Annotated in this window: 18 protein-coding genes; 9 read left to right on the forward strand and 9 right to left on the reverse strand. The window is 71.5% G+C overall.

All coding sequences use genetic code 11. The features are described 5' to 3' along the window. Positions 1 to 143 precede the first annotated feature (143 nt). The 3 genes from AB0F98_RS29270 to AB0F98_RS29280 form a co-directional block, all read right to left on the reverse strand. The gene (locus tag AB0F98_RS29270; protein ID WP_357741958.1) at positions 144 to 899 is read right to left on the reverse strand and encodes a TIGR03089 family protein; all 756 of its coding nucleotides are present in this window, start codon (positions 897 to 899) and stop codon (positions 144 to 146) included. 148 nt (positions 900 to 1,047) lie between these two features. Beyond that, positions 1,048 to 1,926, reverse strand: coding sequence for a hypothetical protein (locus AB0F98_RS29275; protein ID WP_357741961.1), 879 nt, complete (start codon positions 1,924 to 1,926; stop codon positions 1,048 to 1,050). 6 nt (positions 1,927 to 1,932) lie between these two features. Then, on the reverse strand, positions 1,933 to 2,430 hold the full coding sequence (locus AB0F98_RS29280; RefSeq protein WP_357741964.1) for a SigE family RNA polymerase sigma factor: 498 nt from the start codon (positions 2,428 to 2,430) through the stop codon (positions 1,933 to 1,935). A 183-nt stretch (positions 2,431 to 2,613) separates the two neighbouring features. Here AB0F98_RS29280 and AB0F98_RS29285 point away from each other — a divergent pair, with 183 nt between their 5' ends. After that, positions 2,614 to 4,923 carry an esterase-like activity of phytase family protein gene (locus AB0F98_RS29285; RefSeq protein ID WP_357741966.1) on the forward strand — a complete coding sequence of 770 codons (2,310 nt, stop codon included), beginning with the start codon at positions 2,614 to 2,616 and terminating at the stop codon, positions 4,921 to 4,923. Positions 4,924 to 5,030: 107 nt separating this feature from the next. Here the strand turns inward: AB0F98_RS29285 and AB0F98_RS29290 are convergent, their stop codons facing one another. The 3 genes from AB0F98_RS29290 to ligD (AB0F98_RS29300) form a co-directional block, all read right to left on the reverse strand. Further along, positions 5,031 to 5,912, reverse strand: coding sequence for a GNAT family N-acetyltransferase (locus tag AB0F98_RS29290; protein WP_357741969.1), 882 nt, complete (start codon positions 5,910 to 5,912; stop codon positions 5,031 to 5,033). 381 nt (positions 5,913 to 6,293) lie between these two features. Continuing rightward, positions 6,294 to 7,208, reverse strand: a complete 915-nt coding sequence (gene ligD, locus AB0F98_RS29295; protein ID WP_357741972.1) for a non-homologous end-joining DNA ligase — start codon at positions 7,206 to 7,208, stop codon at positions 6,294 to 6,296. After that, complete coding sequence (gene ligD, locus AB0F98_RS29300) at positions 7,198 to 8,139, reverse strand: non-homologous end-joining DNA ligase (RefSeq protein ID WP_357741975.1); 942 nt, start codon at positions 8,137 to 8,139, stop codon at positions 7,198 to 7,200. The genes ligD (AB0F98_RS29295) and ligD (AB0F98_RS29300) overlap by 11 nt, the downstream gene beginning before the upstream one ends. A gap of 84 nt (positions 8,140 to 8,223) precedes the next feature. Between ligD (AB0F98_RS29300) and AB0F98_RS29305 the strand changes: the two genes are divergently transcribed. From AB0F98_RS29305 to AB0F98_RS29325, 5 genes are all read left to right on the forward strand, one after another. Continuing rightward, positions 8,224 to 9,243: a Ku protein gene (locus AB0F98_RS29305; protein WP_357741978.1), complete on the forward strand. Its 1,020-nt coding sequence runs from the start codon at positions 8,224 to 8,226 to the stop codon at positions 9,241 to 9,243. Between the two features lie 91 nt (positions 9,244 to 9,334). Then, a complete protein-coding gene (locus AB0F98_RS29310) occupies positions 9,335 to 10,015 on the forward strand; it encodes an FKBP-type peptidyl-prolyl cis-trans isomerase (protein ID WP_357741981.1) in 681 nt (226 codons plus the stop codon). A gap of 190 nt (positions 10,016 to 10,205) precedes the next feature. Further along, entirely contained in the window at positions 10,206 to 11,030 is an 825-nt protein-coding gene (locus tag AB0F98_RS29315) for a hypothetical protein (protein ID WP_357742091.1), read from the forward strand. Positions 11,031 to 11,241: 211 nt separating this feature from the next. Further along, the gene (locus AB0F98_RS29320; protein WP_357741984.1) at positions 11,242 to 11,895 is read left to right on the forward strand and encodes an HAD family phosphatase; all 654 of its coding nucleotides are present in this window, start codon (positions 11,242 to 11,244) and stop codon (positions 11,893 to 11,895) included. Between the two features lie 96 nt (positions 11,896 to 11,991). Next, positions 11,992 to 13,005 carry an NADPH:quinone reductase gene (locus AB0F98_RS29325; RefSeq protein WP_357741987.1) on the forward strand — a complete coding sequence of 338 codons (1,014 nt, stop codon included), beginning with the start codon at positions 11,992 to 11,994 and terminating at the stop codon, positions 13,003 to 13,005. A 186-nt stretch (positions 13,006 to 13,191) separates the two neighbouring features. Here the strand turns inward: AB0F98_RS29325 and AB0F98_RS29330 are convergent, their stop codons facing one another. Continuing rightward, positions 13,192 to 14,826 (reverse strand): fatty acid--CoA ligase, encoded by a 1,635-nt coding sequence (locus AB0F98_RS29330; RefSeq protein WP_357742094.1) that lies wholly within the window; start codon positions 14,824 to 14,826, stop codon positions 13,192 to 13,194. A 98-nt stretch (positions 14,827 to 14,924) separates the two neighbouring features. Between AB0F98_RS29330 and AB0F98_RS29335 the strand changes: the two genes are divergently transcribed. After that, positions 14,925 to 15,416, forward strand: coding sequence for an NUDIX domain-containing protein (locus AB0F98_RS29335; RefSeq protein ID WP_357741990.1), 492 nt, complete (start codon positions 14,925 to 14,927; stop codon positions 15,414 to 15,416). A 117-nt stretch (positions 15,417 to 15,533) separates the two neighbouring features. Here AB0F98_RS29335 and AB0F98_RS29340 read toward each other — a convergent pair whose 3' ends face one another. Next, on the reverse strand, positions 15,534 to 17,210 hold the full coding sequence (locus AB0F98_RS29340) for an MDR family MFS transporter (protein ID WP_357741993.1): 1,677 nt from the start codon (positions 17,208 to 17,210) through the stop codon (positions 15,534 to 15,536). Positions 17,211 to 17,347: 137 nt separating this feature from the next. Then, positions 17,348 to 17,899 carry a type 1 glutamine amidotransferase domain-containing protein gene (locus tag AB0F98_RS29345; RefSeq protein ID WP_357741996.1) on the reverse strand — a complete coding sequence of 184 codons (552 nt, stop codon included), beginning with the start codon at positions 17,897 to 17,899 and terminating at the stop codon, positions 17,348 to 17,350. Between the two features lie 130 nt (positions 17,900 to 18,029). Between AB0F98_RS29345 and rfaE2 the strand changes: the two genes are divergently transcribed. Together rfaE2 and AB0F98_RS29355 are read left to right on the forward strand one after the other, a co-directional pair. Further along, positions 18,030 to 19,925, forward strand: a complete 1,896-nt coding sequence (gene rfaE2 / locus AB0F98_RS29350) for a D-glycero-beta-D-manno-heptose 1-phosphate adenylyltransferase (protein ID WP_357741999.1) — start codon at positions 18,030 to 18,032, stop codon at positions 19,923 to 19,925. Further along, the gene (locus tag AB0F98_RS29355; protein WP_357742002.1) at positions 19,922 to 20,800 is read left to right on the forward strand and encodes a glycosyltransferase family A protein; all 879 of its coding nucleotides are present in this window, start codon (positions 19,922 to 19,924) and stop codon (positions 20,798 to 20,800) included. Before rfaE2 ends, AB0F98_RS29355 begins: the two co-directional genes overlap by 4 nt. Positions 20,801 to 20,805 lie beyond the last annotated feature (5 nt).

Consider the following 20,805-nt stretch of genomic DNA (forward strand, 5'->3'; position numbering starts at 1 on the left):
CTTTCACAGCGCCCAGGAGCCAGGAAGGCGGTTCGGCTGTGACGCGCGTCGTTGACTCCGGCGGCCCGGGGGCGGCACGCGGCTCCGCCATGCCGCCGAAGCGGAGCCGAAGCCGGAGCCCGATCCGGCAGGCCGTCAGGCGGTCAGAGCACTCGGGTGACCTGCTCGGCGACGATGCGGGCGTCGAGCGTGGACCGGTCCAGGTTCGCGCAGATCAGCACGGACGCTCCGACGGAGAGCGGGGCGAGCAGCCACTTGAGTGGCTGTTCGTGCTCGGCCGCGTCGACCAGCAGCCGGTCGCCGACGCCCAGGCCCCACATCTCGGCCATCTCCCGTGCGAGCCCGCCCCACTCGCCGTACGTGGTGCCGTCCGGACTCGCCGGGTCGGACGGGCGGATCTCGGTGTAGTTGGGCGTGGTGCCCGAGTGCCGCAGCACCTCGGTGGACCAGTCGAGGAAACCCACCGGCACGTCGGCCAACGGCTCCGGCCCGGTGCCGACCAGGTAGCGGTGCGTCCCGTCCGGCACGTCCTCCAGCCAGTCGTCGAGGCGCTCCGGGGTCACGAACACCGCGTCGTACGGCCGGTCACCGCCCGGTTCGAGCACCGGAAGGCCGGCGAGGGCCCGTGGCCGGTAGGACACCGACATCCCGACCGACCAGGCGCCCAGCAGCACGGCGGCGGTACGCCAGTGCGGCGGCAGCAGCACCGCCACCCGGCTACCGGGCGCAAGCCCGCAGCCGTCGCGCAGCAGGCCAGCGCTGCGTGCCGCCCATTCACCGAGCTGCGTCGCGGTCAGGTCGATCCGCGCGCCGGTCGCCTCGTCGAGGTAGCTGAGCATCGGCCGGTCGGCGTCGTGCGGAGCCTGCCGAACGGTGGTCACGGGGGTGCTGGCGGTCATCGTGGACGCTCCTCCCTGCCGGTGCGCCCCACCTTAGCCACCGACGCGCCGGTCGGCGCGGCACCCGGGCTCACCCCGTTGTCGACGAATCACCAAGAGCGTGAGCTGCCCGCGACCGTCGGGCCGCGGGCAGCTCAGGTAGGAGGGACTACTGCTTGACCTTGACGACGTCGGCGGGACGCTCCACCTTCACCTCGACGCCGTAGTCGAAGAGTTCGAGCGTCGCGGTGGAGTTGCCGGTGTCGAGCCGGCCCTTCGCCGTGGACCGCCAGGTGCTGTCCAGCACCACTGTCGCGATCCGGCCGTCGGCGTCGAGCGTGACCTCGCCGGAGGCGCTCGTCGATCCAGCCGTGGACTCGGTCGCATACTCGAAGTGCAGCGTGCCGTCCGGGTTCTCGGTGATCGTCGCGTCCGCCCGCTTCAACGCCGTGAAGAGGGCCGCCGGGTCGGGTGAGGCGGCACCCAGGACGTCGTTCCCGTCGGCGAAGAAGGACAGCCGGTCGTACTTGCCCGGGTACTGACCGTAGCGGCCGTACGTCTCACCGGGGCCCTTGTCGGCCGGCAGCGGGCCCTGCGGTCGTTCGCCGCCCTCGTACCGGGTGCCGTTGATCAGCAGCTCGACCATGACCGAGTCGTCCTTCGGGGCACGCACGTACCCGGTGGCGGTCCTCGGGTCGAACGCCCCCTCGTACTTCTGGCCGCCGCCCGTCTGGGTCAGCCGCATCCGGTAACTGATGTTCTCGCTGGCGGTGACCGCCGAGACCAGCTTCATCCCAGGCGAGGTCGGCTGCGACACGCCCTCGGCGGTGACCGCAGGGCGGTCCGACGTGGGCACCGTCGCCACGGTCACCGCCGTGGCGGCCCCGAGTGCCAGGAACGCGCACGTCGCGCCGGCCATCACGGTGTTCCGGCGCCGCCGCGCCCGCCGGCCCTGGCCGAGCAGCGCTTCCATCGGAGGTACGGAGTCCGGTTCGCCGTCGACGATGTCGTGCAGTCGGTGGGCGAGCTGCTCATCGAGTGTGTTCATGACTGATCACCTGCTTACCGCGTAGGAGGATTCATCGAGTAGGTGGCGGAGCTTGTCCAGCGCCTTGGCGTTCTGGCTCTTGACCGTGCCGAGCGAGCAACCCAGCACCCGGGCGACCTCACGCTCGGTCAGGTCCTCGTAGTGGCGCAGCACCACGACCGCGCGCTGCTTCGCCGGGAGCGACATGAGCGCCCCGCGCAGGACGAGGGCGTCGGGGCCGACTTCGCCGGCCGGAGCGGCCCGGTCGGGGACGTCCGCCACGAGGTTCTCCCGGCGACGCCGCCGCCAGCCGGACGTGTGGTTGTTGACCAGGGCGCGACGCAGGTAGGCGTGCGGGTCGTCGAGCCGGGACAGCCGCCGCCACCGCTCGTACACCTTCACCAGGCTGTCCTGGAGCAGCTCCTCGGCCCGCCAGCGATCGCCGGTCAGCAGCATGGCGAGCCGGATGTGTCGCCGCCAGGCCACCTCGACGAACGCCACGTACGACCGATCCGCCGTGGACATCGCTTCTTCTTGGTCGGTCACGCCCCTACCACGCATCAACGCCGGGAAAGGTTGTCCGCGGCGCGCCGGTTGGCGGCGGCGTGGATGCTGCGCGCCCTTCGTCGACTGTTCACGTGCACGCAAGCTGATGCTCCCCGAAGGGTGCCAGCCTCCGACCGGGCACGACCTTACGGAGGAAGTCCTTTGACCCTGAGAAGAGCCTTCACCGCGCTGACCGCAGCCGGTGTCGCCGCCGCCAGCCTGACCGGCGCCACCCCCGCCTCGGCCGGCGGTAACCACCACCCGGGCAAGCCTCTCGCCTTTGACCGGGTCGCCACCTACCCCGTCTTCCAGAACCGCCCCGCCGGTGAGGACCCCACGTCTCCCACCGTCGCCGAGATCTCGGCGGTCAGCGAGGACGGGCGCACCCTGATCTACACCGACGCCCTCGGACGCCGGATCGGTTTCCTCGACATCTCCCGGGCCGACAAGCCCCTGGGCCTCGGCACTCTTTCCCTGTCGCAGCTCGGTGACGCGGAGGACGAGCCGACCTCGGTCGCCGTGGTCGGCAAGTACGTGCTCGTGGTGGTGAACACCAGCCGCAGCTACACCGAGCCGTCCGGGCGACTGGACGTGGTCGAGTTGGCCACCCGTAAGCGGGTTCGCAGCTTCGACCTCGGCGGCCAACCCGACTCCATCGCCATCAGCAAGGACCAGCGGTACGCCGCGATCGCCATCGAGAACGAGCGCGACGAGGAGGCCACCCCGCCCGGCGGCGAGGAGGGCGACCTGCCTCAGCTCCCCGGCGGTTTCGTGCAGATCGTCGACCTGACCGGCGTGAACCCGGCCGGATGGCGGGTGCGGCCGGTGCCGCTGACCGGTCCGGACGGCCAGGCGCTGCCCGCCCTCGTCAAGGCCGGCCTCACCGCGCCCATCGATCCGGAGCCGGAGTACGTCTCCATCAACAGCCGCAACGAGCTGGCGGTGACGCTGCAGGAGAACAACGGCGTCGCACTGATCGACCTGCCGAGCGGTCGGATCAACAACGTGTTCAGTGCGGGTACCGCGACGATCAGCGGGGTCGACACCAAGAAGGACGGCGTCATCGACCTGACCGGCACGATCACCGACGTGCCGCGGGAGCCGGACGCGGTGGCCTGGATCGACGACCGCTACCTCGCGACGGCCAACGAGGGCGACTGGAAGGGCGGCACCCGGGGCTGGACCGTCTTCGACAGCCGCACCGGCAAGGTCGCCTGGGACGCGGGCAACACGTTCGAACGGCTCGCCGCGACGTACGGCCTGCACAACGAGGACCGCGCCGGCAAGAAGGGCACCGAGCCGGAGGGCGTGGCGGTCGCCGAGTACGACGGCGTGCGGTACGGCTTCGTGGGTTCGGAGCGGAGCAACTTCGTCGCCGTCTACGACCTCGGCAACCCGACCAAGCCGGTCTTCAAGCAGGTGCTGCCGTCCACCAACGGGCCGGAAGGGCTGCTGCCCATCCCGTCTCGGGGGCTGTTCGCCATCTCCAGCGAGGAGGACGACGCCTCGGTCAACGTCCGGGCCTCGGTCTCCCTCTACCAGCTGGGCAAGGGCACGCCCGCGTTCCCGAGCATCGTGTCGGCCTCGGACGAGCAGGGCACGCCGATCGGCTGGGGTGCCCTCGGCGCCCTGAGCGCCGTCCCCGGTGAGCCGAACCAGCTCGTCAGCGTCACCGACGCGGCGTACTCGCAAACCCGCATCCTGACCGTCGACGTGAGGCACTCGCCGGCCGTCATCAGCGGCGCGCTGCCCGTCAAGGACACCGCCGGCAAGCCGGTCGGCTACGACGCCGAGGGCATCTTCGCCCGTCCGCAGGGCGGCTACTGGCTCGCCGTCGAGGGTGCCACCGGTCCGGAGAACGCACTGGTCCGCCTGGACGCCGCCGGGGTCACCCGCCAGGTCGTCCCGCTGCCGGCGGACGTCGCCGCCGGGCTCGGCAAGCAGGGCCTGGAAGGGGTCACCGCCACGACCGACCGGCGCGGCCGGGAGATCGTCTGGGTGGCCGTGCAGCGTGAGCTCTCCACCGATCCGGCCGGCATCGTCCGGCTCGGCCGGTACGACGTCGCGGCCGGCACCTGGAGCTGGTTCGGTTACCAGTTGAACAGCACGGACGTGCCGGCAGACTGGGTCGGCCTCTCCGAGATCACGGTGGTCGGTGACCGGCTCGCGGTGATCGAGCGGGACAAGCTGAACGGCCCTGCCGCCGCCCTGAAGCGGGTCTACACCGTGCCGATGCCCGACTCGGCGGCGGCACCCGGCCCGCTGCGCGTACTGCCGAAGACCCTCGCGCTCGACGTGCTGCCCGCGCTGCGCGCGACGAACGGGTGGACGCAGGAGAAGCTCGAGGGTCTGACCGTGGCCGGCAACGGCCAGGTGTACGCGGTCACCGACAACGACGCGCTCCAGGACGCGACCGGCGAGACGGTCTTCCTGCAGCTGGGAACCAGCCGGAAGGTCTTCGGCCGCGACTGAGCCTCGGTAACGTTCGACTGCTCTGCCGCCGGCCCGGCGTCCACCCCGCGTGGGCGCCGGGCCGGCGGTCTTCTGGGGCGGCGCACCCGCGCCCGTTCACGCTCGCCTCAGGCGCGGCGGAGCAGGTAACGGGCTCGCCGGCCGGCGTCGGCGAAGCCCAGCCGTCGGTACAGCTCGCCGGCCGGGTTGTCGTCGTTGACGCAGAGCCAGGCCTCGCGGGCCCCCTCGGCGGCGAGCGACCGCAGCACGCTCGCCACCAGGTACGCCCCGACCCGCCGTTTCCGCCACGCCGGTACCACCCCGACCTGGTCGATCCAGGCGCCGACGACGTTGACGAAGCCGACGGCCTCTCCGTCCGGGCCTCGGGCCAGCAGGGACAGGTCCGGCCGGTATTCGTCGTCCTCGCGCAACTCCCCCAGCCACTCGTCGGCCTCGGGCGCCACGAAGCCCGGCCGGTCGGTGAACGCCGCACAGTAGGTGGCGAAGCGATCCGCACCGGATTCGGCGGTCACCGGCTCGGTCACCACCGTCTCGGGCAGCGGAACGGCGGGCACGACGTCGAGGTGGTGTCGCAGCACCGACTCGGAGAAGGTCCGGTGCAAGCCGTGGGCCGTGAAGAGCCGCTCCGCGGCGGCGCTCCACGTCTCGGTGGTCAGCAGCAGGTCGGCGTGGCCGGCCCGCTGGTCGGCCCAGCTGATCAGCCGGGTGCCGAGTCCTCGACCGCGCCACCGCGGGTGCACGAGCCCGGTGGCGGTGGCCGGTCCCTGCGGACCGGCGCTCGGCGGCGCGCTGTCTCCGACGCCGACCGCGGCGACGAGCTGACCGTCGTGCCAGGCGCCGAGCGTGTACGACTTGAGCAGGCGCGCCCGCAGCAGCGGAGGTCGGGCGAACAACGGCAGGCCGCCGTCGACCGCGAGGCAGGCCTCGGCCAGCCCGGTCAGCGCCGCGAGGTGTTCCTCGTCGAGCTCACCCCAGCTGAGGGTGTCCATCGGTTCCACGTGTCCTTCTCACCGGTTGGGAAGGCCGCGCCGACCACGCGCCCGGTGGCAGTAGGCGACGCGAGCGGTTCAGGTGTCAACCGGATTCACGGCCCAGCGCGAGCCCTTCACCGGGCGCGATCCCATCACCGAGCGCGACTTCGACGCCGCCCACGGCCCACCCAATCCAGACGCTTTGCTCTGCACCCGTATACGCACCAGCCACGTTTAGTGATCGCCCCTAGGATCGGTGCTGGTGCCGGGCGATCCCATATCCGCAGGTCCAGACGGTGGCGCATATGAGGGTGCAGAGCAAAGCGGCGAAGTGCGGTACCAGTCCGCGCCACGTCGGGTCACGCCGCGTCACTTTGGGTCGACGTCACGCTGGGTGACTCAGGTGTCGGGCAGTTCGGGACCGCCGTCGAGCAGTGGGGCCAGCAGGTCACCGGACTTGTCCACCCGCCTGAGCACCTCGTCCGCCGTGTACGGCTTCGCCGCCGGCCGCTTACCGGCCGCGCCCGCCTCGACCTCGTCCCAGGTCAGCGGCGTCGACACCGAGGGGACCGACTGGGCCCGCAACGAGTAGGGAGCGACAGTGGTCTTCGCCGCGTTGTTCTGGCTCCAGTCGATGAAGACCTTCCCGGGCCGCAGGTTCTTCGCCATCTTCGACACGACGACCTTCGGCTGCGCCCGCTCCAACTCCTGGGCGATCCGCTTCGCGTACGCCGACACGTCGTCCGACGATTGCGTGCCGGCGATCGGGCAGCAGAGTTGCATGCCCTTCTTGCCGGACGTCTTGGGGTAGCTGTCAATGCCGTCCTGGGCCAGGCGGTCGCGCATCGACAGCGCCACCTGGCAGCACTGTTTCAACGCCGCCGGCGCTCCCGGATCGAGGTCGACGACCATCATGTCCGGGTGCTCGCCGACCTTCCACTGCGGTGTGTGCAGTTCCAGCGCGGCGAGGTTGGCCAGCCAGACCAGGGTGGGCAGGTCGTCGGCGACCACGTAGTCGATGGTCTCCCGTCCCTTGCTCGACCCGGGCGCGGGCAGTGTCTCCGTACGCACCCAGCCGGGAGTGGCGGCCGGGGCGTTCTTCTCGAAGAACGAACCCCCTTCGACGCCGTTGGGGAAGCGGATGCGGGTCAGCGCCCGGTCCCGCAGGTGCGGCAGGAGCACGGGGGCGATCCGCGTGTAGTAGTCGATCACCTCGCCCTTGGTGAACCCGGCGGCCGGGTAGAGCACCTTGTCCAGGTTGGACAACTCCAGCGCGCGTCCCTCGACGTCCACCCGCAGCCGCTCAGCTGGCATCGTCTACCTCCTCGGCCGGCTTGTCCGGTCGGAGCCGGAGCACCCGCGGGAAGCGCAGCCGCCCGTCCGGGGTGCGCTGGCCGTACTTCACCTCCACCACGACCCGTGGTGTTACCCAGATCGCGCCGCGCGCATCCTCGCGGGGCACGTCCCCGACGAATGGGGGGTCCGGCGTGCGCAGCGGCTCCAACTCGGCGAGGAGTTGTCGTTCCAGGCCGGCCCCGATCCCACCGCCGACCCGGCCACGGTAGGTGAGCCGTCCGTCCGGGCGAGGAACCCCGACGAGCAGTCCGCCGATCTTCCGCGCCCCCGGGCGCCATCCACCGATGACGAAGTCCCCGGTCACCTCCAGCTTGACCTTCACCCAGTCCGGCGAGCGCACCCCGGCCCGGTAGACGGCACCCAGCCGTTTGGCCATCACCCCCTCCAGACCGTGCTCGCCGGCCGCCTGATAGGTGGCCGGGCCGTCGGAGAAGACCGGCGGCACGGCCCAGCGGGCCCCGCCCAGGCCGAGGCCGTCCAGGGCCGCACGGCGGCGTTCGTACGGCCAGCCCGTCAGGTCCTCGCCGTCGTGGCGGAGCAGGTCGAAGATCATGTAGGTCACCGGCATGACCGCCGCCAGACGAGCGGCCTTGTTCCGGTCCCGTACGTGCATCCGCTCGGCGAGCGCGGTGAACGAGGGCTGCCCCGACTCGCCGAGCAACACCACCTCGCCGTCGAGCAGCGCGTCGTCCACCTGCTCGCGCAGCGTGGCCAGCTCCGGGTACGCCACGGTGATCTCCACGCCGGAGCGCGCGTACAGGTGCTGCCGGCCGCCGGAGATGTCGGCGAGTGCTCGGACGCCGTCCCATTTGAACTCGTACGCCCAGCCGGCACCCGCCGGGAGCTGCCCGGTCATCGCGAGCATCGGCTTCAGAGGCGCGCCGGGCACCTTCTGACTGTAGTTCGCGGCGGAAGTCCTCGCGCCCGCTTCGATCCTTTGCGATCCTGAGCTTTACCGGGGAGAGGAGCCGACATGCGGGCCATCTGGAAAGGAGCGGTCTCGTTCGGGCTGGTCTCGATCGCGGTCAAGCTCTACTCCGCCACCGAGGAGAAGGACATCCGCTTCCACCAGGTGCACCGGGAGGACGGCGGACGGATCAAGTACAAGCGCACCTGCTCGATCGACGGTGAAGAGGTCACCTACGACGACATCGCCAAGGGGTACGACATCGGCGGCGGCGAGATGGTGATCCTCACCGACGAGGACTTCGCCGACCTGCCGCTGAGCACGTCCCGTGCGATCGACGTGCTGGAGTTCGTACCGGCCGACCAGGTCGACCCGATCCTCTACAACAAGGCGTACTTCCTCGAGCCGGACGGTTCGGCTACCAAGCCGTACGTGCTGCTGCGTGACGCGCTGCTCGACTCGGAGCGGGTGGCCATCGTCAAGGTGGCGCTGCGCCAGCGGGAACAGCTCGCCACCCTGCGCGTACGTGAGGGTGTGCTGCTGCTCAACACCATGCTCTGGCCGGACGAGGTGCGCCGGCCCGATTTCGGTTTCCTCGACGAGGATCTCAAGGTCCGCCCCCCGGAGCTGGCGATGGCCAGCTCGCTGATCGACTCGATGACCGGCGACTTCGAGCCGGACGTGTTCACCGACGACTACCGCGCGGCGTTGCAGGAGGTCATCGACGCCAAGGTGGAGGGCCGGGAGGTGGTCCAGCCGGAGGAGGTCGAGGAGGCTCCCGCCGCCGCGGTGGACCTGATGGCCGCGTTGAAGGCCTCCGTGGAGCGGGCCCGTTCGGCGCGTGGTGAACCGGCGGGTGGCGGGCGGGCTGCGGAGCCGACTCCGATCTCGGCGGCCCGCTCGGCGCAGAAGAAGGCGGCGGAGAAGAAGGCCGCCAAGGCACCGGCGAAGAAGACCGCCGAGAAGAAGGCCGCCCCGAAGAAGGCGGCGGCCAAGAAGGCGGCGCCGAAGAAGGCCGCCGGGGCCGAGAAGAAGGCCGCGCCCAAGAAGGCCGCGGCCAAGAAGACCACCCGCAAGACCGCCTGAGCGCTGCCCGCGGGCCGATCTGTCGACTCCGGGGTGGGCACGGATGGCGTTGGGGCGGGTACCGTGTGCGTCGGCTGTCCCCCCGGCACCGGTGCCGGCCACCCACCTCTTCCCAGGGAGTCGACGAGTGAGCGAGCGGACCCAGAACCGGTCGAAAACGGAGCGGCGGCTGGCTGCTCAGCTGGCCGCGCAGAAGGCGGCTGAGGCGAAGCGCCGCCGGCAGGCGTGGCTCGGCGGGCTTGCCGCCCTGGCCGTGGTCGCGGTGCTGGTCACCGTCTTCGTGCTCGTCAACCCCGGAGGCGACGACAAGTCCGCCCCGCAGGCCGGGGCCACCCCGTCCGCGGCCGCCGAAGGCGAGCAGGCCCCCGCCACCCCCGGCGCCCCGCAGCTGCCCGAGGGCGCTGACCCGGCCCTGGGCACCGCGCCGAAGGTCACCGCCGGCAAGGGCGAGCTGAAGAAGCTCACCGTCACCCCGCTGATCAAGGGCACCGGGCCGGCGGTCAAGGCCGGCCAGACGATCACCACGAACTACGTGGGCGTGCTGTACAAGGACGGCAAGGAGTTCGACTCCTCCTGGAGCCGGGGCGAGCCCGCGAGCTTCCCGATCGGCGTCGGCCAGGTCATCCCCGGCTGGGACCAGGGCCTCGTCGGGGTCAACGTGGGCAGCCGGGTGCAGCTCGACATCCCCTCCGAGCTGGCGTACGGCGACGACGCCGCCAACGGCGTCTCCGGTCCGCTGCGCTTCGTGGTCGACGTCCTGGCCGCGCAGTAGCCGGGCGGCATTCCGGTTCGTCCCGATCCGTCAGCTAGTGGCGGTGCAGTTCCCCACAGAGGTCTTCCAGCCCCTTCCTCACGTCCAGTAGGTTCCGGATCACCCTGGGCACTCACGCCCGGGGTGACCCGGACGCGACGTGGAGGTACCCGTGACGGCGCTGGACGGCCCCGGGCCGACCGCTCGGCTCATGTGGCGGCACTACGAACCGGTACACGCGGTCACCTACTTCCATCCGCGATCACGAGCCGCGTACGAAGCGGCCGGGCTTCGCGGGTACTGGCGGGGCTACTTCGCCGGCCGGGCCGCTCCGCTCGGCGCGACCGCCGCCGCCCCGGTGATCGCCGCGTTCTACACGTTCGCCCCACCGATGGTGAGCCGGGCGCTGCCCGCCGTATGGCGGCTGGCCACCCCGCAGGAGGCATTGCGGGCCCGGCTCACCGGTGCGGTGCAGGCGCTGGCGGAGTTTACGTACGAGCTGCCCGAGACGCATCTGGTCGAGGCCGCTGACCTGCTCGAGGAGGCGGCCGGCGAGGTGGAGCCCGGTGGCCGGGTGCTCGGCGCCGCCAACGCCGCCCTGCCGGCCGGCGAGTACCCGCTGGCCCGGCTCTGGCAGGCCGCCACCACCCTGCGGGAACACCGGGGCGACGGGCACATAGCCGCGCTCGTCGCCGCCGACCTCGATCCGGTGGAGACGCTGGCCTGGCGGGTCGCGGTCGACATGCCCGCGCAGAACCTGCTCGGACGAGGCTGGACCGAGGAACAGTGGCAGGCCGCCCGCGAGCGGCTGACCGAGCGGGGTTGGCTCACGCCGGAGGGGCAGCCCACCGAGCGGGGCCACGCCGCGTTCCGGGCGGTCGAGGACGCGACCGACGCCGCGGCCGCCCGGCCCTGGCGCGTCCTCGGCGCGGACCGTGTCGAGCGGTTGTGCGAGCTGCTGCACCCGATCGCCGGCGCCTGTCATTCGGTCCTGCCGCCGGAAAATCCGATCGGCCTGCCGGCGCTGGCGGGCTGATCGCTCGCCCGGCCCGGTGCCGGTGCCGGTGCCGGTGCCCAGGGTCGGGCCGTCGGAGGGGCGGGCTCGCCGAGGCGTCAGGTCGTCGAAGGTGCGGGCTCCCGGCAGGCGTCCGGCCTTCGTGGTCGCCCGGCCGTGCAAGACCACGCGCGGTCGGGGACGCTCGGCACACCTGGCTTGCCGATCAACGACGATCGGGCAGGATGGGGGCGTGGTGGACGCAGTGATCTTCGACCTGGACGGCGTGATCGTGGACTCGGAGCCGGTCTGGGAGGAGGTTCGGCGGGCGTACGTGGCGACACACGGCGGCACCTGGCAGCCGGACAGTCAGCGCCGGCTGATGGGGATGAGCACCGGCGAGTGGGCCCGCTACCTGAGCGACGAGCTGGGTGTGTCCCGTACGGCCGAGCAGGTGGCCACCGAGGTGATCGACGAGATGACCCGGCGGTACGCGGAGCGCGTACCGCTGATCGACGACGCCGACGAGGTGGTACGCCGGGTGGCCGCGCGCTGGCCGCTGGGGTTGGCGAGTTCCTCACCGACCCGGCTGATCGCCGCGACGCTCGCGGCGACCGGGCTGACCGGCTCGTTCCGCACGACGCTCTCCACCGAGGAGACCGCCCGGGGCAAGCCGGCGCCGGACGTCTACCTCGCCGTGGCGGAGCGGCTGGGGTTCGATCCCAGGCGCTGCGCCGCCGTGGAGGACTCGTCGAACGGGGTGCGTTCGGCGGCCGCCGCCGGTATGCGGGTGGTGGCGATCCCGCACGGGTCGTACCCGCTGGACGAGGACGCCGCCGAGCTCGCCGCCGTGACGCTCGGCTCGGTCGACGAACTGACGCCAGAGGTGGTGGAGCGGCTCTCTTGAACCGCCGCCCCGGCAGTGCCGACCGCCTACGGTCGGTGCAGGGGGCGGCGGGTGGGCCAGGGGTTACGGAACAGGGCAGGTCAGGAGGAGACGGCGATGAAGGCGATCGTTTACGAGCACACCGGCGACCCGTCGGTGCTTCAGCTGGTCGATCGGCCGGTGCCGGAGCCCGGCCCGGGTGAGGTCCTGGTGCGGGTTGCCGTCTCCGGCGTGAACCCGACCGACTGGAAGGCCCGGCGGCACGGGCCGATACCGGGTGAGTGGCAGATCCCCGGGCAGGACGGCGCCGGGGTGGTCGAGGCGGTCGGCGAGGGTGTGGACCAGCAGCTGATCGGCGAGCGGGTCTGGATCTGGGAGGCCGCCTGGCAGCGGCCGTGGGGCACCGCCGCCGAGTACACGGTGGTTCCGGTCCGGCAGGCGGTGAGCCTGGGTTCCGCCTCGTTCGATCTGGGCGCGTCCCTCGGCATTCCGTTCCTCACCGCGCACCGGTGCCTGACCGTCGGCGAGTACATGCCCCAGAAGCTGCACGCCGGCGCGCTCAGCGACCACACGGTGTTAGTGCAGGGTGGGGCGGGCGCGGTGGGCAACGCCGCGATCCAGCTGGCCCGCTGGGCCGACGCGTGCGTCATCGCCACGGTGAGCAGCGCGGAGAAGGCGCAGCTCGCGGCGGCGGCCGGCGCCAGCCACGTGATCAACTACCGCGAGCAGAACGTGGTCGAGGAGGTCCGCAAGATCGCGCCCGACGGGGTACACACGATCGTCGAGGTCGCTCCCGCGACGAACGCGGCCACTGACGCGCAGGTGCTGCGCAACGGCGGTGCGATCTGCGTCTACGCCAACGAGGGCGGCGACGAGGTCACCGTTCCGATCCGTCCTTCGATGACGCCCAACGCACGCTGGCAGTTCGTGCTGGTCTACACCGAGCCGAAGGCGGCGAAGGCGCACGCGATCCGCGACGTCTGCGCGGCGGTCGTCCAGGGGGCGGTACGGGTGGGCCCGGAGGCCGGGCTGCCGCTGCACCACCATTCGCTGTCCGCAGCCGCTGCGGCCCATCAGGCGGTGGAGAACTCGGTGGTCGGAAAGGTGCTGATCAGCACCAGTGAGCAGTGACGACCTGCGCTGAACGGATTTCTCCGTCATCGGGACGGAGGCGAACAACTTTCGCAATAATGGCATTGCGGGTCGCCCCGCGTGGAACGGGCGGCCCCGGCGCGGTGCGAACGCCGGGGCCGCCCCTGGGGAGGCAGGTCTGCGAGAGTCCACTCCCTCTGACAGGCGTCGGCCCGTGCAGAAACGTTACTGGGGACTCAACTCTCGTACGGTGAGTTCACCGTCCGCGTACCGCGAACGGACGACCTTCTTGTCGAACTTGCCGACGCTCGTCTTCGGCACCGCGTCGATGAAGGCCCACCGCTCCGGCAACTGCCAGCGGGCCACCGAAGCGGAGAGGAAGTCCCGCAGCTCCTCGGCGTCGACCGAAGCGCCCTCCCGGATCACCACCGTCGCCAGCGGACGTTCGTCCCAGCGCTCGTCCGGCACCCCGACCACGCACGCCTCGAGCACGGCCGGGTGCGCCATCAGGGCGTTCTCCAACTCGACCGAGGAGATCCACTCCCCACCCGACTTGATGACGTCCTTAGCCCGGTCGGTGAGCGTGATGAAGCCGTCCGGCGAGAGCATCCCCACGTCGCCGGTACGCAGCCAGCCACCGCGGAACTTCTCCTCGTCCGGGGCGTCCTCGCCGACGTACCGCGCGGTGACCCACGGCCCGCGGACCTCCAGCTCGCCCACGGACGTGCCGTCGGCGGGCATCGGCCTCCCGTCCGGCCCGACGATCCGCGCCTGCACGCCGGCCGGGATCCGCCCCTGCGTGTAGCGGTAGCGCCAGGCCTCCTCTCCGGTCGCCCCGGCGGGCGGCCGGGAGACCGAACCCAGCGGCGACATCTCCGTCATGCCCCAGGCGTGCACCACCTGGATGCCGTACCGCTCGGCGAAGGCGCGCATCAGCGCCGGCGGGCAGGCCGAACCGCCGACGATCACCTCCTTCAAGGAGGAGACGTCCACCTCGTGGGTGTCCAGGTGGTTCAGCAGATCGGCCCAGATCGTCGGCACCGCGCCCGCCAGGGTGGGCCGCTCGGCGGCGATCATCTCGGCGATCGGCGCGGCCTGGAGGAAGCGGTCCGGCATGAGCAACGAGGCGCCGGAGAGGAACGCCGCGAACGGCAGCCCCCAGGACATCGCGTGGAACATGGGCACGATGGCCAATTCCCGGTCGGTCGGGCTGAGGCCGAACCCCTCCGGCATGCAGACCTGGAGCGAGTGCAGGTAGATCGAGCGGTGCGAGTACGCCACGCCCTTCGGGTTGCCGGTGGTGCCGGACGTGTAGCAGAGCGCGGCCGCGTCCCGCTCGTCCACCTCCGGCCAGTCGTACGTGTCGGGGCGGCCGGCCAGCAGGTCGTCCCACCGGTGCACGACGATCCGGTCGCCGGCCGCCTCGACGAGGGGTGCCGGATCGCCGCCACCGACCACGACCACGTGCCGCACCGTGGTCATCGCCCCGATCGACCGCGCCAGGAGCGGAATCAGTGTGGTGTCGACCAGCACCACCCGGTCCTCGGCGTGGTTCGCGATGTAGGCGACCTGGTCCGGGAAGAGGCGGATGTTCAGCGTGTGCAGCACGGCGCCCATGCTCGGCACCGCGAAGTACGCGATCAGGTGCTCGTTGTTGTTCCACATGAAGGTGGCGACCCGCTCGTCGCCGGTCACGCCGCACTCGGCGCGCAATCCGTGGGCGAGGCGGGCGGCGTCCCGGCCGACCTCGGCGTACGTCATCCGGTGGGGCTCGGCGCCGGTCCACGTGACCGACTCGGCCGTGCCGTGCACGGTGGCGCCGTGGTCGAGGATCCGGGAGACCTGAAGGGGGGCGTCCATCATCGTGCTCCGCATGGGTGACAAATTAGTGTCGCCGGTCACACCTTGGGAACCCCGGAAACCCGCCTACCCCCGGCCGTGACTCGTAGATTGTCCGGGTGAGCATCTCCTGGGCCGATTCGTACGTGGGTCAGCTGCGCGCCCTGGCCGGGGACCGGACGCTGATGTTCGTCGGGGCCCGAGCCGTGGTGCGGGACAACGCCGGTCGGGTTCTGCTGATCCGGCGGTCGGACAACGGCCAGTGGGCGATGCCGGCCGGCGCGATGGAACTGGGTGAGTCGATCGCCGACTGCGCGGTACGCGAGGTGCGCGAGGAGACCGGGCTGCGGGCACTTCGGGTGTGCGCCTTCGCCCTCTACACCGGCCCCGACCGGACGCACACCAACATGTACGGCCACACGTACCAGATCTTCACGACCGCGTTCCGGGTCGAGGAGTGGGACGGCACGCTGTCCAAGGTGACCGACGAGACCACCGACGCCAGCTTCTTCCACCGGGAGCAGTTCCCGTCGCCGCTCTCCCCCTCGGTCCTGGAGACCCTCGCCGATCTGGACGTCTTCGAACAGACCAACCGCCTGATCCTCAAGTGACCGCCGCGCCCCGTCGGGGCCCGGATCGGCGCCCGGCCACGGGCCGGGATCGGTTCCCGCCCACGGGCCCGGATCGATGCCCGGCTTCACGCCCGCGGTCCAGGCCCGGGCCGAGGGTCAGATCATCGTCTGGGAATTGGCCTCCATCTGCGCGGCGGCCTGCTCCTTCGACTCCTTCGACAGTGGTTTGCCGCCGGCCGCCGGCGCCTTGCCGCCGAGCGGGTCGACACCGCCGGTGGCGCCCTGCGGGCCGGCGCCGCGCAGCTGCGCGTTCGGCATGAAGACGGTGACCAGCACGGCCACGATCGCGATCAGCCCGGCGGTCAGGAAGACCGGGTGCAGCGCCGCCACGAACGCGTCCTGGATCGCGTTACGCACGGGGCCGGGCAGCGCCATGATGGTCGCCGGGTCGTTGATCGAGATGCTCGTCCCGCCGGCCGCCTCCGCGGCGGCCCGCTGGTCGGGGGGCAACTGGGCGAGCGCGCCGGGCAACCGGCTGGCCAGCCCGGTGGCGAGCCCCGACGAGAGCACGGTGCCGAGGATGGCAACCCCGAACGAACCGCCGAGCGACCGGAAGAAGGTCGCCGAGGAGGTACCGGCGCCCAGGTCCCGGACGGAGACGGCGTTCTGCACGGCGAGGATCAGCGACTGCATGCAGAGCCCCAGCCCGACGCCGATCACGACCATGTAGAAGAAGGCCAGCCAGAGCGTGGTCGCGACGTGCAGCTGGGTGAAGAGCAGCATGCCGACGACCAGCACCACCGAGCCGGCGACCGGGAACCACTTGTACCGCCCGATCCGGGTCATGGCCCGGCCCGTGAGGATCGAGGTGCCGATGATGCCGACCATCATCGGCAGCATCAGCAGACCGCTCTGGGTCGGCGAGGCGCCCTTGACGATCTGGAGGTAGAGCGGGATGAAGATGATCGACCCGAACATCACCAGGCCGATGACGAAGATGGCGGTGTTGGCCAGCGCGAAGGTACGCAGGCGGAACAGGTGCAGCGGCAGGATCGGCTCGGCGACCCGGCGCTCCTGGAGCACGAAGAGCGCGCTGAGCACCGCCCCGGCCACGATGAGCCCGATGATCACGCCGGAGCCCCAGGCGTACTCGTTGCCACCCCAGCTCAGCGCCAGCAGGATGGAGCTCACCCCGGCCACCAGCAGCGCCGCGCCCAGCCAGTCGACGGTGCGCTCCCGGTGTTCGAACGGGATCATCCGCATCACGTGGTAGCAGACCACGATGGCCACGAGGGCCAGCGGCACGTTGATGTAGAAGATCCACCGCCAGTTCGTCTCCGCGAAGTACCCGCCGACCAGCGGGCCGGCCACCGAGGCGATACCGAAGACCGCGCCGAAGAGACCCTGGTAGCGACCACGTTCCCGCGGCGAGAGCACGTCCGAGATGATGGTGAACGCGAGCGTGATCAGGCCGCCGGCGCCCAGTCCCTGGATACCCCGGGTGAGGATCAGCTGGGTCATGTTCTGTGACAGCCCGGCCAGCAGCGAACCGACCAGGAACGCGCCGATCGCGAAGAGGAAGACCGGACGGCGACCGTAGAGGTCGGAGATCTTGCCGTACAGCGGGGTCGACGCGGTCGAGGCGAGCAGGTACGCGGTCACCACCCACGAGTAGTGGTTGATTCCGCCCAGCTCGCCGACGATGGTCGGCAGGGCCGTACCGACGATGGTCTGGTCGAGCGCCGCGAGCAGCATGCCGGTCATCAGGCCGATCATGAGCAGGCGGATCTGTCGGCGGTTCAGCACGGGTGAGGCTGGGGCTTCGCTGGTCACCCGCACTTCTTTCCCGGCGTACGAGGAACATGCCCCGGGCCAGGAGAGTTCCCCAGCCGATCATGAGGTTGGCGGATGGGCTGAAGATCGTATCGCCGCCAACCCTATGATCAACGGTGTCCGGACGAGCGGACGCGTCAGTGGCGACCTTCGGCGAACTGTTCGACGATCCTGGCGCAGAACGCCGGCAGGTCGTCCGGTTTGCGGCTGCTGACCAGACCGCGGTCGGTGACGCACGGCTCGTCGACCCAGGTCGCCCCGGCATTCGTCAGGTCGGTCCGCAGGCTCGGCCAGGAGGTGATCCGCCGTCCGCGTACCACGTCCGCCTCGATCAACGTCCACGGCCCGTGGCAGATCACCCCGACCGGCTTGCCGGCGTCGAAGAACGCCCGCACGAAGCGGACCGCGTCCGGGTCCGTACGCAGGAAGTCCGGATTCGCCACCCCACCCGGCAGCACCAGCGCGTCGTAGCCACCGGCGTCCGCGTCGGCCACGGTGACGTCCACGTCGTACGGCTTCGAATGGTCGAGGTGGTTGAACGACTGGATCGAGCCAGATTTGAGGGAGACCAGCTCGACGGTCGCGCCTGCCTTCTCCACCGCCTCGCGGGGCTGTACGTACTCGACCTCCTCCACCCCGTCGGCGGCCAGGAAGGCGATCCGCTTGCCCTGAAGAGTCATCGCTGACATCTCGTTGCATCTCCTTTCCGAGGGGTACCTACGGATCGTTCCCGGGACACCAGGTGCGAAACCCCCGGCATGGTGGGCGCTGCGACGGCGACCTGGTTTGACCCCTCGGGCCGGGGGGATCCGGAGCGACATGGCAGGAGCAGCAGCGGAACAGCGGCGGCTCGCCAGCGTGGTGGAAAGCTGGCAGGGACGCCCGGTCCTGGTGATCGGTGACGCCATGCTCGACGAGTGGCGGTTCGCGGAGTCCGACCGGCTCTGCCGGGAGGCGCCCGCACCGGTGCTCACCCTCCGCCGCCGGATCTCCGCGGCGGGCGGAGCGGCGAACACCGCGGTCAACGTCGCCGCGCTCGGTGGCCGCGCGGTGTTGGTGGCCCCGGTCGGGGCCGACGTGGCCGGCGACGAACTGCACGACTGCCTGGACCGGGCGGGAGTCTGGGACCGTACGGTCAACCAGCCCGGCCGGCCGACACCCTTGAAGCGGAGGATGCTGGCCGGGAACCAGATCCTGCTCCGCGAGGACTCCGGCGAGCCGGACGACCCGCTGGACCCGGACGGGGTGCAGCGGCTGCTCACCGCCCTGGACTGCGCCACGGAGGAGCTGCGCGCCATCGCCGGCGGCGAGGCTCCCACCCTGGTGGTCTGCGACTACGGGCTCGGCGCACTGCCCGCGCCGGTGCGCGCCTGGCTGGTCGCCAACCGGGAGCGCTTCGCCACCGTTGCGCTGGACGCGCACGACCTCGCGGACTGGCGCGGCCTCGCCCCGACCGTCGTGACCCCCAGCTTCGCCGAAGCGACCCGCCTGCTGGCCCGGGCGACCCGGCGCAGCGCCGGCCCCGAGCTGCACCTCGACCACCCGGACGGCGACCCGTCCGACGGTCCGTCCGAGCTGACCGTAGGCGCCGCGCCGGGTGACCGTACGCCCAGGGCGGAGGAACCCCGCGGTGACGGCGCTGCGGTCCGGACGAACCCGGACCCGGCAACGCCCGGCCCGGCCGGTCCCGAGCCGACGGCCGCCGAGCTGGACGTGACGAGCCGCACGGCCCGGATCGACCGGACCGGCCCCACCGGGGAGCCGACACCGGGCGAGAGCCGGGTGGCGATGACCGGCGACGGGCTCAGCGTGACCGCCACCGGAGTGACGGTGAACGCGGCGGCCGGCGAGGGCGTCGATCGCGCGATGCTGGCCGAGTCACGCCTCGCCGAACTGCACGCGCACACCGGTGCGGACGTGGTGGCGGTGACCCTGGACACCGAGGGCGCGGTGGTCGGCGCGGCCGACGGCGAGCGGCGACGCAGCCACAGCACGCCGGTGCCGGCCAGCCACGCGGTCGGGGCCGGCGACGCGTACCTGGCGGCGATGACGCTCGCCCTGGCCGCCGGCGCGCCGCTGTCGACCGCCGCCCAGCTCGCTCAACTCACCGCCACCATCACCGTCTCGGACACCGGAACCTGCGTGTGCCGCCGCGACGATCTGCTCACCGCACTCGACCAGCCGGTGCAGGACCCCGGCCGCCCCGTGGTGGTCGGCGCGGACGAGCTGACGGCCATCGTGGAGGCACAACGCGACAGCGGCCGGTCGGTCGTCTTCACCAACGGCTGCTTCGACGTGCTGCACCGAGGCCACGTTCGCTACCTGGAGCAGGCCCGCACCCTCGGTGATCTGCTGATCGTGGCGGTGAACTCCGACGAGAGCGTGCGGCGTCTCAAAGGGGCGGACCGCCCGGTGAACCCGGTCGAGGACCGGGCCGCGCTGCTCGCCGCCCTCTCCTGCGTCGACCACGTGGTGGTCTTCGAGGAGGACTCACCGGCCTCGCTGATCAAGGTCGTCCGCCCCGACGTGTACGTCAAGGGCGGCGACTACCCGCCGGAGATGGTGCCGGAAGCGCCACTGGTCCGCCGGTTGGGCGGTCAGGTCCGCACCCTCGGCTACGTGCCGGACCGCTCCACGTCGCAGATCATCGAGCGGATCCGTACGCACAGCCAGGAGCGGGAGACCGACCCGTCACTGTCCAGCAAGCCGTCGTGAACCGGCCGCTCGATCCGGGCACCCCGGAGGGGTTCCGCGCCGACCGGATGGTCGACGTGCTGATCCCGACCCGCAACCGCCCCGCCGAGCTGGCGGTCACCCTCTCCGGGCTGGCGGCCCAGGACGGCGTGCCCGGGTTCGGGGTGGTGGTGAGCGATCAGTCCGACGGGGAACCGGCGTACGCCCACCCGGCAGCCGCCACCATGGTGCGGGCGCTGCGGCACCGAGGTCACCCGGTACTGCTCACCCGCCGGCTGCCCCGCCGCGGGCTGGCCGAGCACCGGGCCTACCTGCTGGCCGCCTCGGCCGCCCGGTACGTGCTCTGCCTGGACGACGACGTCTGGTTGGAACCGGGGACGCTGCACCGGCTGGTGACCGCGCTGGCCGAGCTGGGCTGCGGGTTCGTGGGCAACGCCGTGCACGGTCTGTCCTACGTCGACGACGTACGGCCGGAGACCCACGGACACTACGAGCAGTGGGAGACCGCGCCGGCGCCAGAGCGGATCCGCCCGGGCACGCCCGAGTGGGATCGGGCGCAGATCCACTCGGCGGCGAACCTGCTGCACGTCACGGAGAAGCTGGAGCTGCCGCCCGGCGCCTGGCGCGCGTACAAGGTCTCCTGGATCGGCGGATGCGTCCTGTACGACCGGGCGAAGCTGGTCGACTCTGGCGGTTTCGACTTCTGGCGCAGGGTGCAGGAGAAACACCAGGGCGAGGACGTCGCCGCCCAACTCGCCGTTCTCGCCCGCCACGGGGGCGCGGGGGTGCTGCCCAGCGGGGCGTACCACCTGGAGTCGCCGACCACCGTCACGGAGCGGGACGTCGAGGCGTGGGAGGTCGTCCTCGCCGACGAGGACGCCGCGCAACCCGCCTGAGCGGG

The sequence above is a fragment of the Micromonospora sp. NPDC023737 genome (genome assembly GCF_040639715.1).
GTDB lineage: Bacteria > Actinomycetota > Actinomycetes > Mycobacteriales > Micromonosporaceae > Micromonospora.